The sequence below is a fragment of the Xanthobacter variabilis genome, assembly GCF_043831965.2.
Lineage (GTDB): Bacteria > Pseudomonadota > Alphaproteobacteria > Rhizobiales > Xanthobacteraceae > Xanthobacter.
This window is the reverse complement of record NZ_CM195533.1, coordinates 2731872-2745933: the sequence shown is the minus strand read 5'-3', so window position 1 is coordinate 2745933 and position 14062 is coordinate 2731872. Positions and strand designations below refer to the sequence as shown.

At 66.3% G+C, this 14062-nt stretch carries 13 protein-coding genes; 6 read left to right on the top strand and 7 right to left on the bottom strand.

Annotation, left to right across the window (positions count from 1 at the left end):
- Positions 1–25 precede the first annotated feature (25 nt).
- The 5 genes from V5F26_RS11815 (at position 26) to V5F26_RS11795 (ending at position 3222) form a co-directional block, all read left to right on the top strand.
- Positions 26–415: a hypothetical protein gene (locus V5F26_RS11815; RefSeq protein ID WP_394057822.1), complete on the top strand. Its 390-nt coding sequence runs from the start codon at positions 26–28 to the stop codon at positions 413–415.
- 270 nt (positions 416–685) lie between these two features.
- Positions 686–1585, top strand: coding sequence for a 4-hydroxy-tetrahydrodipicolinate synthase (dapA, locus tag V5F26_RS11810; RefSeq protein ID WP_394057820.1), 900 nt, complete (start codon positions 686–688; stop codon positions 1583–1585).
- A 72-nt stretch (positions 1586–1657) separates the two neighbouring features.
- Positions 1658–2134, top strand: a complete 477-nt coding sequence (smpB, locus tag V5F26_RS11805; RefSeq protein ID WP_234049922.1) for an SsrA-binding protein SmpB — start codon at positions 1658–1660, stop codon at positions 2132–2134.
- Between the two features lie 12 nt (positions 2135–2146).
- Positions 2147–2572, top strand: a complete 426-nt coding sequence (locus V5F26_RS11800; RefSeq protein ID WP_394946011.1) for a VOC family protein — start codon at positions 2147–2149, stop codon at positions 2570–2572.
- A gap of 71 nt (positions 2573–2643) precedes the next feature.
- The gene (locus V5F26_RS11795; RefSeq protein WP_394946010.1) at positions 2644–3222 is read left to right on the top strand and encodes a peroxiredoxin; all 579 of its coding nucleotides are present in this window, start codon (positions 2644–2646) and stop codon (positions 3220–3222) included.
- A gap of 282 nt (positions 3223–3504) precedes the next feature.
- Here the strand turns inward: V5F26_RS11795 and V5F26_RS11790 are convergent, their stop codons facing one another.
- The 5 genes from V5F26_RS11790 to V5F26_RS11770 form a co-directional block, all read right to left on the bottom strand.
- Positions 3505–4200 carry a helix-hairpin-helix domain-containing protein gene (locus V5F26_RS11790; RefSeq protein ID WP_394946009.1) on the bottom strand — a complete coding sequence of 232 codons (696 nt, stop codon included), beginning with the start codon at positions 4198–4200 and terminating at the stop codon, positions 3505–3507.
- Positions 4201–4300: 100 nt separating this feature from the next.
- The gene (locus V5F26_RS11785) at positions 4301–6322 is read right to left on the bottom strand and encodes an OmpA family protein (protein WP_394946008.1); all 2022 of its coding nucleotides are present in this window, start codon (positions 6320–6322) and stop codon (positions 4301–4303) included.
- A gap of 371 nt (positions 6323–6693) precedes the next feature.
- Positions 6694–7908 (bottom strand): porin, encoded by a 1215-nt coding sequence (locus V5F26_RS11780; RefSeq protein WP_394946007.1) that lies wholly within the window; start codon positions 7906–7908, stop codon positions 6694–6696.
- A gap of 452 nt (positions 7909–8360) precedes the next feature.
- Positions 8361–9860: a porin gene (locus tag V5F26_RS11775; protein WP_394946006.1), complete on the bottom strand. Its 1500-nt coding sequence runs from the start codon at positions 9858–9860 to the stop codon at positions 8361–8363.
- A 532-nt stretch (positions 9861–10392) separates the two neighbouring features.
- Positions 10393–11409 carry a ligase-associated DNA damage response exonuclease gene (locus V5F26_RS11770; RefSeq protein ID WP_394946005.1) on the bottom strand — a complete coding sequence of 339 codons (1017 nt, stop codon included), beginning with the start codon at positions 11407–11409 and terminating at the stop codon, positions 10393–10395.
- Positions 11410–11448: 39 nt separating this feature from the next.
- On the opposite strand from V5F26_RS11770, the gene V5F26_RS11765 reads away from it, so the two are divergent.
- The gene (locus tag V5F26_RS11765; protein WP_509210507.1) at positions 11449–12390 is read left to right on the top strand and encodes a methyltransferase domain-containing protein; all 942 of its coding nucleotides are present in this window, start codon (positions 11449–11451) and stop codon (positions 12388–12390) included.
- Between the two features lie 417 nt (positions 12391–12807).
- On the opposite strand, the gene V5F26_RS11760 is transcribed toward V5F26_RS11765, so the two are convergent.
- Positions 12808–13314 carry a tyrosine phosphatase family protein gene (locus V5F26_RS11760; RefSeq protein WP_394057806.1) on the bottom strand — a complete coding sequence of 169 codons (507 nt, stop codon included), beginning with the start codon at positions 13312–13314 and terminating at the stop codon, positions 12808–12810.
- On the bottom strand, positions 13311–13874 hold the full coding sequence (locus V5F26_RS11755; protein WP_394057804.1) for an HD domain-containing protein: 564 nt from the start codon (positions 13872–13874) through the stop codon (positions 13311–13313). Before V5F26_RS11755 ends, V5F26_RS11760 begins: the two co-directional genes overlap by 4 nt.
- Between the last annotated feature and the right edge of the window lie 188 nt (positions 13875–14062).

The following is a 14062-nucleotide window of genomic DNA, read 5'->3' as shown; positions in this document are numbered from 1 at the left end:
CGACGAGACGCCACCGGAGGAGGGCTTGCTGGATGCGGTCTTGCTGGATGCGGTCTTGCCAGACGTCGCCTTGGACGAGCTCGGCTTGGCCGCGCTGGTCTTGCTCGACGACGGCTTGGCAGCAGACGAGCTCTTGGAGCTGGGCTTGGACTTGTCGCTGGCCTTGCCGCTGGTCTTATCACTTTTGGCGGAGGCCGGCTTCGTGCTGCTGGATTTGGCGGACGTGGATTTGGCGGCGGCGGGCTTGGCTGTGGGCACCGGAGCCGCTCCCGTCGCCGCTTGCGCGACGCCGGCCAGGGCGACAGTGATCGCCAGGACGCTCGCGGAGACCAGGCTCGAGAAAGGCGACATCAGGGTTCCTCGCTTTGCGGGGCGCTCTCAAATGGTGGCCGCCATGTTGGGCGAGGCGCATTGACGAAACCCTAACCAGATCCTCCAATCCGGCTTGCGCGTGTCCCGTGTGCCTCACCCAGGCGCTACAACCTGCCGGGGGATCGCGGCAAAAGCGCGACCTGCTGTAGCTTTGCGCTGTGCCCCTTTCCGGAACGCCCGCGACAGGCTATGGGAGCTATTCCGCGCCGTCCCGGCCGGTGGGCCGAAACGCTCCCGGCGACGTCATCACAATGCCGTCATCCGGGCCCACGTCCGCAATTCAACCTCGCTTTCAGGAAACAAGGCGCTCGCCATGTCGCCCATCCCGTCCCCGTCGCCGTTCCGCGGCTCCTTCACCGCCCTTGTCACTCCGTTCCGCGACGGGGCGCTGGACGAGAAAGCGTTTCGCGCGTTCGTGGATTGGCAGATCGCCGAGGGCACCCATGGCCTCGTGCCCGTGGGCACCACCGGCGAGAGCCCGACCCTGACCCACGAGGAACACAACCAGGTGGTGGCCTGGACCGTGGAGCAGGCGGCCGGCCGCGTGCCGGTCATCGCCGGCGCCGGGTCCAATAACACCGCGGAGGCCATCGCCCTCGCCACCCACGCCCAGGAGGTGGGGGCCAGCGCCGTGCTGGTGGTGACGCCCTATTACAACAAGCCGACCCAGGAGGGGCTCTACCGCCACTTCAAGGCCATCGCCGAGGCGGTCGACCTGCCGATCTTCATCTACAACATCCCCGGCCGCTCCGTGATCGACATGTCGGTGGAGACCATGGCCCGGCTGTTCGAGATCAAGAACATTGCGGGTGTGAAGGACGCCACCGCCTCCATGGCGCGGGTGTCGCTGCAGCGGCAGGTGCTGGGGCCGGACTTCATCCAGCTCTCGGGCGAGGATGCGACCGCGCTGGGCTTCATGGCCCATGGCGGCGTGGGCTGCATCTCCGTGACGTCCAACGTCGCTCCGCGCCTCTGCGCGCAGTTCCAGACCGCCTGCCTGAAGGGCGACTTCGCCACCGCCCTCTCGATTCAGGACAAGCTGATGCCCCTGCATACGGCGCTGTTCGTGGAGACCAATCCCACCCCCACGAAATATGCGCTCTCGCTGCTCGGCAAGATGGGCGAGGACGTGCGCCTGCCGCTGGTGCCCGTGGGCGAGGCCACGCGCGCGGTTGTCCGCTCGGCCATGGTGCATGCGGGCCTCATCGACTGACCCCTCTCGCGGGGCCCGCTTTGACCAGCGGGCCCCCTTGTCTGCCAGTGCCGCAGACATCAGGTTCTGAGCATGACAGACAAGAAAAAGGACGCCCCCCGCAAGGTGGCCGCGGAGAACCGGCGAGCCAGGTTCGACTACGCCATCGAGGAGGTCTTCGAGGCCGGCGTGGCCCTGACGGGCACCGAGGTGAAGAGCCTGCGCACCGGCAAGGCCACCATCGGCGAGAGCTATGCCGCCCAGAAGAACGGCGAGATGTGGCTCTACAACGCCTATATCCCCGAATATCTCGAGGCCAACCGCTTCAACCACGAGACCCGCCGCCCCCGCAAGCTGCTGCTGCACAAGCGGCAGATCGCCAAGCTTGGCAATGCGGTGGAGCGCGAGGGCATGACGGTGGTGCCGCTGAAGATCTATTTCAATGATCGCGGCCGTGCCAAAGTGGAAATCGCCCTGGCCAAGGGCAAGAAGACCCACGACAAGCGCGAAACGCTGAAAGAGCGATCCTGGGCCCGCGACAAGGCCCGCCTCATGCGCGAGAAGGGTTAGGGAGGCACGACCGTGAGCGATACGCTGCCGCTGGAACTCGACCACTGCGTGGTTCACGTGAGCGATTTCGCGGTTTCGAACGCCTTCTATGCCGCCGTGTTGGGGGCCGAGGTGCTGCCGCGCGGGGCCGGATTCGTTTATCGCTTCAAGGATCGCCAGCTGAACCTGCATGGGCCGGGGCTGGACCCCAAGCCGGTGGCGCGCGTGCCCGTGGCGCCCGGCAACAGCGATCTCTGCTTCCGCTGGAATGGCCCCATCGAGGATGCCGTCGCCCACCTCGCCCGCCACGGCATCACGCCGGAGATGGGGCCGGTGGCCCGCTTTGGGGCGCTGGGACCGGGGCTGAGCGTGTATTTTCGCGATCCGGACGGCTCGCTGCTCGAATTCATCTCCTATCAGGGCGCTTCGCCGTTTCCCGGACGCGGGGAAGTGCTCTAGCTTACGAATGACACGCGTTTTCTGCGCGCGAACCGCGCTCCCCCTCGCTTGAAAACGCTCAAGAGGGCGCCATGACCGATTTCCAGACCCTGCCTTCCGATCTTCCCGCGCCGGAGGATGACGGCGCCGCGGCTCACCTGCCGGGGCTGGAGCTGCCCATTATCGCGCTGGCGGCCACCGACGGCCGCAGGGTGGACCTGTCCTCTCTCTCCGGCCGGGCGGTGGTCTATGTCTACCCGCGTACCGGCGCGCCAGGCACCCCTTCGCCGGATGGCTGGGATGCCATTCCAGGCGCGCGGGGCTGCACCCCGCAGTCCTGTGCCTTCCGCGATCATTATGACGACCTGCGCGCGGCGGGGGTGGAACATGTGTTCGGCCTCTCAGTGCAGGACACCGGCTACCAGAGCGAGGCTGCCGAGCGACTGGGCCTGCCTTTCCCGCTGCTCTCGGATCACCAGCGCGCGTTCGCGCACGCGGTGCGGCTGCCCACCTTCGAGGTGGATGGACAGGTGCTGCTGAAGCGCATCACCCTCATCATCGACGAGGGGGCCATCTCCCACGTCTTTTATCCGGTGTTCCCGCCCGACCAGAACGCCGCCCAGGTGCTGGCTCACCTGCTGGCCAAAGCCGCCGGAGAAGACGACGCCTAGGGCGTTGCCGAGCGGAGTGCTATGCGGTTCGTGCGAGAAAAATGCGCCAATTCAATGTGCTGGCGCATTTCCCGATTTCCATGACAGAGAAGCATCTTTCGGCGTGCATTTCGTGCGCAGGCAATCTTGCCTCGGCTCGGATCATTGGGTGCGATCAAGAAGTCGGAGCGTTCTCCCGATTCCGCGAAACCGGCGACCTTCTGGGCCCCAGGGAAATGCCAGCCAGCTCCACGCGGCGGTGAAAAGCCCCCGTCCATCACCGATGCAGGCGATGCGAAGCCGTCACGGAGCGGGCTTGTCCGGTGCGCCATCGTCTCCCTTGGCCACCAGCGCCTGCGCCTGGCCGATCCAATCCTCCCGCTCGATCCGCCCCGGAAAGGCGAGATAGCTGCCGACCCAGGCGGCCTCATCCGGCGTCCACGCCGCGATCTGCCTGAAATGGAAGATGCCGAGGGCGTGAAGTCGCCGCTCATTCTGCGGGCCGATGCCCTTCAGGCACTTCAGGTCGTCGGCCGCGCCCCCCTCGGGCTCCGTGAGCACTGGCGGGCGCACGCCCGGATGGTTCGCGCCGCCACGGTCGATCGGGCTCGTCCGGCGGGGCGGCGGCTCAGGATCATCGGCGATGGCGCCGGCTGGAACGTTCAGCAGATGACCGAACAGATCCGCAACCGGCTCGCGCAGCGGACGCAGAGCAGGTTGCGTCGGCTCCACTGCGGTCGGCTTCGTGCCTTGCACGCCACCCTCCGCGCGGACGCCCTCCCCTGTGACATCCCCCGCGATCTGGCCCGAGGGTGCCGGGCCTGCCCCATCGCCGCCCGGCGGGTTTGCCCGCGTCGGCGGCAGATTGGACGGCACGGGCACCATGACCTCGCTCTCGGCCGCGCGCCTGCGCACCCGCCGCAGCCAAAGGCCCAGCACCAGGCCGAGCGCGAACGCCACCAGCAACAGCAGCAACACCTCCAGATTGAAAGCCGTCACGACGTGCCTCCCGTCCGCTCCCCCTGGAGAAAATAACCGGTGATGGCGCCAATGGCGAATGCCACCAGGAGGTGGAGCCAAAGCGTCAGCATGAGGTAGATCATGGCCCCCGCCCCTCCTTCAACGTGAAGACGATCCGCCGGTTGCGGATGCGGCCCGCCTCGCTGTCGTTCGCCGCCACGGGCTGCGTGGCGCCATGGCCGGTGGTCACCAGGCGCTCACGCGCGATGCCCGCATCCGCGAGGAAGGCTGCGACTGCCGCCGCCCGTGCCTCCGACAGCTTCTGATTGGTCGCCGGCTCTCCGACAGCATCGGTGTGGCCGGCCACCTCCACCATGGTGGAAGGACAGCGCTGCAATACGAAGACCAGCCGATCCAGCAGCCCCAGCGAATGCCGATCGATGCGGGCGCTACCTGAATCAAAGAGGATCGTTCCGCGCCCCATGAGATCCGAAATCAGCCCCTGGCACTCCTGCGTGCCGACCAGCGGGCCCGGCGGCGCAACCTCCAGCGCGGTCTCGACAGTGAACGGCGATTTCACATCCCGCTTCAGATCGTCCTCGATCTCGCCACCCACGCGCCCCCGCAAGGCCGCCCCGGCGAGACGAAGCTGCGCATCCGTCAAGGTGAGCTCGCCATTTCCCATCCGTGCGAGCGCGCCGAGACCGGCGAGCGCCGTCGGCAGGAAGCCGACAGGGGCCCCGCCGCCCACGGCGGAGAGGTCGTTGACCTTCTCCTGCAGGAAGTCCCGCTCCAGGGCCGCCAAGAGCGCGCGGTGCGCCTTCTCGTCCGGGTAGAAGCCCGACATGGTGAGCCCATCACCCTCACGACGCACCGAGAAGACATAAGGCGAAATCCGCGGTGGCTCCACCGCCTGCGCACTCGCCGAGAGCCCGGCGGGCACCGATTTCACGGCCTGCACAAGGGACAGATAGGCCGCTGAATCGAACGCCTCGCCACTGAGCACCAGGCTGGTGCCGCTGGCCGCCACACGCCCCGTACGCAGCCGTGCAAGCTGTGCAACGGCGAAATTCGCGCCGGCCCCCCACACTTCGGCCGGCGGCCCGCCGGACGCCAGCTGCATCTCATCCTCAACCGGAACACCCGGGAAGGCACTGCGCACCGCATCAAGCAGCTGCCGCCGCGCCTCGTCCGACGGCACATAGCCGTTCAACCGCACCGCATCCGCCGTGCGTACCAGCTCCCAGGTGAACGGCGCCGCCCGTGGCGGCTCCACCGCGAAACGCGTGACCTGAAACCCCTCCGGCGGGGTACGACGCGCGGCGGCGAGCACATCGAACGCCGCGAAGGTGGGCGCGACACCTTCGACGCTGATGGTGCTATCTGCCAGCGTCACCTGAAGCTGCGGCACCTGAGCCAGCAGGCGCCCGGCATAGCGCACCGCCTTCAGCCAAAGATCCGTGCTCGGCGCGCCATCGGCGAGGCGCGTATCGTCGCGCACATTCACCCCCGGAAGCGCTGCGATCAGAAGCTTGCTCACCTCGGCGCGCGCATCCTCCGACGGAATGAAGCCGGAAACCCGCAGCGTGTCGCCCTCACGGCTCGCCGACCACACGAAGGGCGAGGCAACCGGCGGGCGCACGGCGAACCGCGCCACCGTCATCCCATACGGCAACGGACCATGGATCACGGCAGACAGGGAATCATAGGTCGCGAGATCCGGCGCCCGCCCCTCAATGGACAGCGCACCATCGGATAGAGTGATCCGCCCCGACGGCAACCGCTCCAGCTGCACCAAGGCAAACTCCACCAGGCCGGCGAAGTCCCCAGGAGGCGCACCCCGCGCCCTCACCAGGCGATCCTGGCCCGTGAGGCTGTTGCCCGAGGCATTCACCGCGGCGATGATCCGCGCCAGCGCATAGCGCGAGGGAACGTAGCCATCGAGCGAGACCATGCGCCCATCCTTCACCGCGCTGAAGGTGAAGGGACGGCGCTCCGGCAGAAGAGTGGTGTCGTCGCGCACGGTGCGTACACCGAACATGTTCTCCAGCGAGGCACGAACCTTGGCGCGGGCCTCTTCCGCCAGCGACTCGCCTTCAAGCGTGGCGTCGCGCCCCTCGAAACGCGCGGTCGCCCAGGATTCGCCGGTACGAGCCAACACTGACTCCGCACTCCGCGTCAGATCCGCCTCGACGGCGCCGCGCGCAGTGAGCAACGTGAAAGCCGCCAGCACCGCCCACGCCGCCAGCCCAAGGACCAACACCCAGACCCGCCAACCCGCGAACCGATGGATCGCCCGCCCCCGCTTGCCCGCGACGGGGCCTCCGGTGTCACCTTCCGGTGCATCCAGCGCCATGAAACGGCAACTCCCGACCATTCTCTAAGATCGCTGCGGAGTTCAGCACATTTCGACATCGTTCCGAAACCCCGCGACGACCTTAACCGCACTACCGGGCCGCCAAAAAAAGGCCGCCCCCGGCAATGCGTGCCGGGGGCGGCCCTTGCTAAACATCGCGACCGAAGGCCTGCGGATCAAAACTCACGCTGAGCGAAGAGCAGAACCTGGCTCGCATCAGTCGAGCCCCGGCTGGGGCCATAACCGGTGAACACGTAATTGTCGGCCTTGTTGTAGTTCCAATCGTACTGGACCGCGAGCAGCAGGTTCTTGACCGGCGTGAAGCCGATATAGCCACCGACATTGCCGTTCACGCCGCCGGTCGCACCGTAGAAGGACTCGGCCACCGAATCATTGAAATCGTAGGCCGCATAGCCGCCGAACACCGCGGTGCTCCACTTCTCATTCCAATTGTGCAGCAGCGAGGCGGTGACGTTCCAACCGCTGACCTTGCTGATGCCATTGGCGCCGACAAAGGCATCCGGAGCGCCATACTCGCCCGCCGGATCAACCAGCCCCAGATAGCTGGTCGCACCATCCACATAAGCCGTCTGCAGGTAGAGCGTATCGCCCTCGCCCAGCATCGGCAGGTTGAACATCAGGCCCGCCTGGAGGGCATAGCCCCAGCTATCCTCTGTACCGCCCAGGAGATTGATGTAATCCAACGCGCGCACCTGATGCAGCGCCCCCGAGATCTGCGCCTGACCCCACTCGCCGGTGTAGTTGATGTTGGCGACGATGTCCGGAACCTGAAGGCCCGCCTGATAGTCGTCGGTGCCGAACAGCACGGGATTGTTCACGCCAATCCCCGCCTTGCGGTCGGCGGCATCTTCAAGCGAGATCGTTGCGCTGAAGCCCTTGCCGAACTCGGCGGTATAAGCGGCAAGGTTCAGGCGGACGTCGTCGCCGATCGTTGCGGGATCCGTACCCAGAACGTTCGCGTTGGCATAAAAGTCGAAGAACGACTGCGCCTTACCAAAGGTGAAGCCGGCGAACTGCACATAGGCATTCCACACCTCGACCTCATTGCCGTTCGGCCCCTCGGACCACGGGTCAGCGGAGCGCCACTTGAAGCGGGTTTCCAAATACGAGCGCAAAGTGCCGTATTCGGTCTCCGTCCGCGCATCGAGGATCACGCCGCCGGTCGCGATGGAGTAGGTCTTGTCATTCTCCGACGGATAATCGGAATAGGTGTTGTAATAGCCTTCCGCCCACAGGTAGCCACCAACACGCAGACAGGTGTCCGTGCCCGGGATGTAGAAGAAGCCCTCGCCCTGAGACAGGCACTGCTTCATGTAAACCGGCTTCGCCTTCGTCTGCAGCAGATCCGCAGCCTGAACTGGCGCCACCATCGAAAGCGTGCCTGCGGCCCCAAAGAGCGCCGCGAACGCAGTCGACGCGCCCAAGCCCCGAAGCAGCGGACGATGCTGTGCGAAATTCATCACCAACCCCCAATGATATATTGTATCATCACCGACATGCCATAGGGCACGCGTGATGGCAAGACAATACGGCCCGTTTTCCGGAAACCGGATGACACAACGCCAGCCCTGTCCGAAATACCGACGCCCCGCGGAGCGGTGCGCATAATATTTCGCGCTCACCTGGAGCGATGACTCATCAAAAAGGCAGGCTGCGTCGCTTGTTTGCCATTGTGGATCGAACCTTCGCAGAAGGGAATATCACCAGCTCCACTATAGGAATGTTCCAAACTACCGGACCTTTTTTCAGAAGATCCCGCAGACAAAAGAAAAACCCCAGTGGTTGCCCACTGGGGTTTTCCAAAACATCGCTACTGCGAAGATCAGAAGTTCCGCTGAGCGCGGAAGCCGCCCGAGAACACGTCAGCAGAGCCGCCGATGAGGCCGCTAGCGGTGGTGCCGATCGGAGCAACGGTCGCGCCGTTGACAGCGGTGAGCGAGGTGTCGGACTCAACCTTGGTGTAGAGGAACTCCAGACCCAGATCGAGGTTCTTCACCGGCGACCACACGAGATCCGTACCAACCTGCCAGAGGTTCGCACCGGTCACAGCGATGACGGTGGAGTCAGACGGGTTGTAGTCGACGTAGCCACCGTACACGATGGAGCGCAGACCCGGGGTCCAGTAGTGGCGCAGCTGAGCCTGGATGGCCCAAGCGGTGGAGTTGCTGTAGTTGCCGAACACGTCGGTCACGACAGCGTCAGCCAGCGGCACATAAGCGCCAGAGAGGCTGCCGTTGGAGTTGACCTTGACCTTGCCCCAGGCGCTCGCGGTGCCCTGGCTGTTGCCGCCCATACCCGCATAGCTGATCGCGCCATCGGCATAGTTGGCCTGCAGCAGGAGGCTGTCGCCAGCCGCCAGGAAGGGCAGCTTGAACTCGGCCTCGGCGCCGATCGCCCAGCCCCAGTTGTCGGTGGACGACGCGCCAGCGAAAGCGGCCGGGCCCACGCCACCGGTCCAGGTCAGAGCGTTCACCTGATGCAGAGCGCCCGAGATCATGAACGTGCCCCACGCCTGGTCGAGGCGGATGTTGGCAACGATATCGGGAGCCTGCTGGCCGGCCTGGAAGTTGGCGTAACCGAGCGAAGCAGCGGTCACGTTCAGGTCAGGACCAAAGAAGGTGTTGGAGAAGGCACCCGCGGTCGAAGCCGCGGTGCTGCCCTGCACGCCGGTGGTGCGGTTGGCAGCGTCTTCCAGCGACAGCGTGGCGGAGAAGCCGTTGCCGAACTGGGCGGTGTAGGCGATGGCACCCGTCCAGGTGTTGGAACCCGCGAACGGCGTGGTCATCATGTAGTTGGTGCCCAGCTCGAAGAACGACTGGGTGTAACCGAACGTGAAGCCCGCGAACTGAACGAAGGCGCGCTCGAAGTACAGGTTGTTGTTCGCGGTGGTGGAGGCGCTCGCCTGAGAGTTCCACTCCGCGCCGAAGCGGACGTAGGAACGCAGGGTGCCGTAGTCGGTCTGCGTGCGGGCGTCGAAGTCGATGACGCCACGAGCGCGGGTCAGGTAATCCGGATCATCAGAATCGCGGAAGGGGAAGTTCAGCGCACCCACGCCCGGGCCACCGAAGCCGGTGCCGGCGGTGGTCGCGATGTCAGGACGGAAAGTGCCGACAGCGTTCACATAGGTGTCGAAACGGGCATAACCGCCGATCTTCAGGCAGGTGTCGGTGCCGGGCACATAGAAATAGCCAGCGCCGTAAGCGGAGCACACCTTAACGTACTCCACCGCCTTCGCCTTGACAGGCAGGTCGGCGGCCTGGGCTCCGGCCACCGCGACGAGACCCGCCGCGCTGCCAAGGAGAAGGCTCTTCACCATCTTCATCGTGACCTCCAAGTTTGGTTCCGAGGGAGCGAGCGCCGCTTCGCCGGTGCAATTGCACTTTTGAGAGGTTCTTGCCCCGATACCCAGTTCGCCGCGCACCCCGTTCCCAGCGCGTCTCCAGCGAACTGATCGACCGGGGACTGCCCCCCTTCGTCGCAAAGCCAACATACAAAAGGCGGAACCGTGATCAATGCGGCAGGGGCGAAACGGCGCCTTGTGCGGCCCCTTTTCCGGCGACTGTTGCACGAAAAGCACGACGGGCAATGCCGTACAATAACACCATTTCGCATCGCAATATCGCGCGATTAATCCTATGTTATCATTGTACTTTCGGGGGCCACCGTGGCGATGGGGAGACCTGCTGTTGAGTGTCGTTCGTCGGCTATGCAACAGAGCGAACTTCACAGCCCTTACCTAACGGCTGGGGCTGCCATCGGGTGCCGCATTGCCCTCTGATTCCCATTGAGGAGGGGGATTTTGAGGGAAAACACGTCCGCACCGGCCGAATCCGGCAGCCAGTCGGCGTGTCAGGCTAGATGTCGGCCGTTTGCGCTGTGTCGCCATAGCCGACGAGCCGCAGAGGGCGCGCATCGAGCTGGCGCAGCGCGGCCCAGCGCACCAAGGCGTCTTCCGCGCCGTGGGTGACCCAGAGCTGCTCGCAGCCCGTCGCCAGGATACTGGCGCACAAGCCATCCCAATCCGCGTGGTCGGAAATCACGAGGGGAAGCTCCACCCCACGCTGCCGCGCCCTGGCGCGCACGCGCATCCAGCCGGAGGCGAAGCAGGTCATGGGATCCGGAAAACGCCGCGCCCAAATGTCCGTCATCGCCATGGGCGGCGCGATGACGATCGCTCCGGCGAGCTCTTTTCCAGTCGCGTTCTCGACCGGATTCAGGGGGCCGAAGTCCACCCCACGGCTGGCGTAATACTCAGTGGTGGGCAGCAGCGCGGCATGCAGATGGAGGGGCGCGGCATAGCCTTGCGCGCGGAGCAATGCCATCAGCCGCTGCGCCTTGCCGAGGGAATAGGCCCCCACCAGATGGGTGCGCTCGGGAAAAAGCGCGACGGAAGAGAGCAGCTTAGCCACCTCCCCATCGGCATCGGAATGGCGGAACACGGGGAGCGCGAAGGTGGCCTCGGAAACGAACACGTGGCAGCGCTGGGGCTCCAACGGCGCACATGTGGGATCGGCAACGTCCTTATAGTCTCCCGAAACAACCACCACGAGGCCGTCCCTTTCCAGTCGCACCTGGGCTGAACCCAGCACGTGCCCGGCCGGGTGAAGGCTCACGGATACCCCATTGACCTCCAGCCGCTCCCCGTAGCGCAGCGGCTGGCGCGCGCCGGCGAAATTCGGCCCAAGGCGCAGCGCCATCAGGTCCAGGGTTTCGGCTGTGGCCAGCACGTGGTGGTGGCCGGCGCGCGCATGGTCGGAATGGGCGTGGGTAATGATAGCCCGCGGCACCGCCCGCGTCGGGTCCACGTGAAAGTCACCGATGGGGCAGTAGAGCCCCTGGGCGGAGGGGCGGAGCAGGTCTTCCGGGCGCATGGCTGGTCTCTCGGGCAGACTCTATATATGGGGAGCCCCTTGAACCTGCGAGGTCCCGTGGCCGCTCTTCACCATTCCGCAAGCTCCGGCGATCCCGCCCTGGATCGGCGCCTGGACTGGGCGCGTGCCCTGTTTGACGAGGGCGATCTTAACGCGGCATGCGACCTGCTCGCCGATACCGTGGCCACGGCGCCGCGCTTCGCCGCCGCGTGGTTTCTGCTGGGTGAGGCGCGGGAGGCGGCGGGCGATGGAGCCGGCGCCGCCGAAGCGTTTGCCGCAGCCCGCGCGTGCGATGGGGAGGACATGCTGGGCGCCGGCCTGCGCCTTGCCCGGCTGGGGCGGCTGCCGGCGCAGGAAGCGATGTCCGCTGCCTATGTGCGCACCCTCTTCAACCAGTATGCCGACCGGTTCGACACCGCCTTGCGCGACAAGCTCGGCTATCGCGGGCCGGAGCTGCTGCTGGCGGCGCTGCTGCGGGTGGCGGGCGAACAGCATCGCTTCCGCCATGGGCTGGACCTGGGCTGCGGTACCGGCCTCGCGGCCCCGCTGATCGCACCGCTGGTGGAGGTGCTGGATGGGGTGGACCTTTCCCCCGCCATGCTCGCGCGCGCGCAGGCCCTGGGGCTTTACCGCACGCTCGAAGCCGCAGACATGGGCGAGGCCGTGGCCGCAGCGCCGGCCTCCAGCCTCGACTTGATCGTGGCGGCCGATGCCCTGTGCTACCTCGCCGAGCTGGCGCCGCTGTTCACCGCCGCGGCCCGGGCGCTGGTGGTGGGCGGGCTGTTCGCGTTCACGGTGGAAACCCATGGCGGGGAAGGTGTTCTGCTGCGCGAGACCCTGCGCTATGCCCACCCCGCGACCACGGTACGCGCGGCAGCGGCGGCGGCCGGCCTTCGCGTACGCCTGCTGGAGGATGCCTCCACGCGCAACGAAAAAGGCGTGGCGGTGCCGGGCCTCGTGGCGGTGCTGGAACGCGGCTGACGCGTCGCCGCAATCACTGCGCCACTGAGCCTGCCCCGACCGCTCCGTTCTTCAGGGAAAAGGCGAAGCAGCCTGCCCTTTGGTCTTTCCGCATTTCCTTTCACGCGAACCGATGGCCGCCTCGCTCGGAAGCGCTCGGGCGCAGGGGGGCACCGCCGCTCTCGGAACGCCCGTTGACGGGCCTTGCGCCCATCTCGGCGCGGCGTGCGCGAAGCCCCGATTTCGTGGATAGAGCATTCGCTCCGTGAAGCGGCGGTCGCGCCAGGAGGCGCTCGAACCGCGATATGCCGTCGCCAGCGCCCCGCGCTCGCGGCACGCAGCGAACGCGGGGACGGCCCGGCTCCCCTGCATCGAGGGGTGGACGCGCGTACGTTCACCACCTGGAGAGAAGCCGGCCTTTTGCCCGGCGTGTCGGCGTCAGCTCACCGGGAGAACGAAGGGCGCGCCCTCGAACGCCTCGCGCCCACGGCCGATGGAGGAGATGGCGGCCACCATGCGCCCTTCGCGCTGGAGGGCGGCATCCGCCAAGGCGACAATGCGAGCATTGGGGGTGGCGGTGGGCGAAGCCTGCCGCAGGCGGCGGGCCAGCTCCATCTCGTCCTGGTCCGGCAGCAGCGCGCACAAGGATGCGTAGGCCGCCGCCGTGGAGCGGGAAATCCCCGCGAAGCAGTGGATCACCAAGGGCGTCTGGCGCGGCCAGGCATGCACGAAATCAAACAGCTCGCGCATGTGCTGCTCGGCCGGCGCCACCATGCCTTCCATTTCATCGACGATGTCGTTGATGCCCAGGAAGAGGTGGTTGGTGGGGTCCACATTGCTGGGGCAAGTGAACACCGTTCCCCCGTTCACCAGCGAGATCACATGGCGCGCGCCGGTGGCCGCCACCGTCTCGTGCAGCTTGGACAGGGAGCATACATGGATCATGTGTCGAGCTCCTCGAATCGTTGCAGGAACCGCCGCTTGGCGGTGTCCGCCTCCCAAGGAGTGAGATAGTCACTTTCCTCTAGGTCGTCGAGCCGCACAGGGCGGCCGAAGAAATGCCGCGCCTCCTTGTCGGAGAAGCCGGCAAGGTGGGTGGCTTCCAGATAAGCGGAGGCGCGATCGGCCGCCTTCACGATCTTCACCAGCGCCTGTGGCCAGGCGATCGGCAGCGAAAAGCGCAGCGAAATGGCCGCCAGCAGGCGCGCCTCGACCACCTTGTAGTCGCCCCCCAGCACCGCCTTGAACGGGGAGATCATATCGCCGATCACATATTCCGGCGCATCGTGCAGCAGCACGCACAGGCCCCAGCGGGGGTCGAGATCGGGATGGCTCACGCGCGAGAGGCGCTCGGTCAAAAGTGAGTGCTGCGCCACCGAGAAGATGTGCGAGCCATGGGTCTGCCCGTTCCAGCGGGCGACGCGGGCAAGGCCATGGGCGATATCCTCAACCTCCACATCGAGGGGCGAGGGGTCGAGCAGATCGAGCCGGCGCCCGGAAAGCATCCGCTGCCACGCCCGCGGCGGGGAACCGGACTTCGCTCGCGGCCCGCGCCCGGAGGCGGGGGAAGGAGAATCCGGCGGCGGCGAAGGGGATCGGGGGGTCACGAATCGAGTGCTCCGTTATCGCAGCGGGGTCATAGCGCACCCCGGTGAAGATTGGTTGCGGCCGGGGCGGGTTGTCACCCGGTCAA

Coding starts and splice junctions, on each gene's coding strand:
- V5F26_RS11770 (WP_394946005.1), bottom strand. CDS start 11,409: ATGCGCCCGGAAGACCTGCTCCGCCCCTCCGCCCAGGGGCTCTACTGC.
- V5F26_RS11775 (WP_394946006.1), bottom strand. CDS start 9,860: ATGAAGATGGTGAAGAGCCTTCTCCTTGGCAGCGCGGCGGGTCTCGTC.
- dapA (WP_394057820.1), top strand. CDS start 686: ATGTCGCCCATCCCGTCCCCGTCGCCGTTCCGCGGCTCCTTCACCGCC.
- V5F26_RS11780 (WP_394946007.1), bottom strand. CDS start 7,908: ATGGTGGCGCCAGTTCAGGCTGCGGATCTGCTGCAGACGAAGGCGAAG.
- V5F26_RS11755 (WP_394057804.1), bottom strand. CDS start 13,874: ATGCTTTCCGGGCGCCGGCTCGATCTGCTCGACCCCTCGCCCCTCGAT.
- smpB (WP_234049922.1), top strand. CDS start 1,658: ATGACAGACAAGAAAAAGGACGCCCCCCGCAAGGTGGCCGCGGAGAAC.
- V5F26_RS11795 (WP_394946010.1), top strand. CDS start 2,644: ATGACCGATTTCCAGACCCTGCCTTCCGATCTTCCCGCGCCGGAGGAT.
- V5F26_RS11760 (WP_394057806.1), bottom strand. CDS start 13,314: ATGATCCATGTATGCTCCCTGTCCAAGCTGCACGAGACGGTGGCGGCC.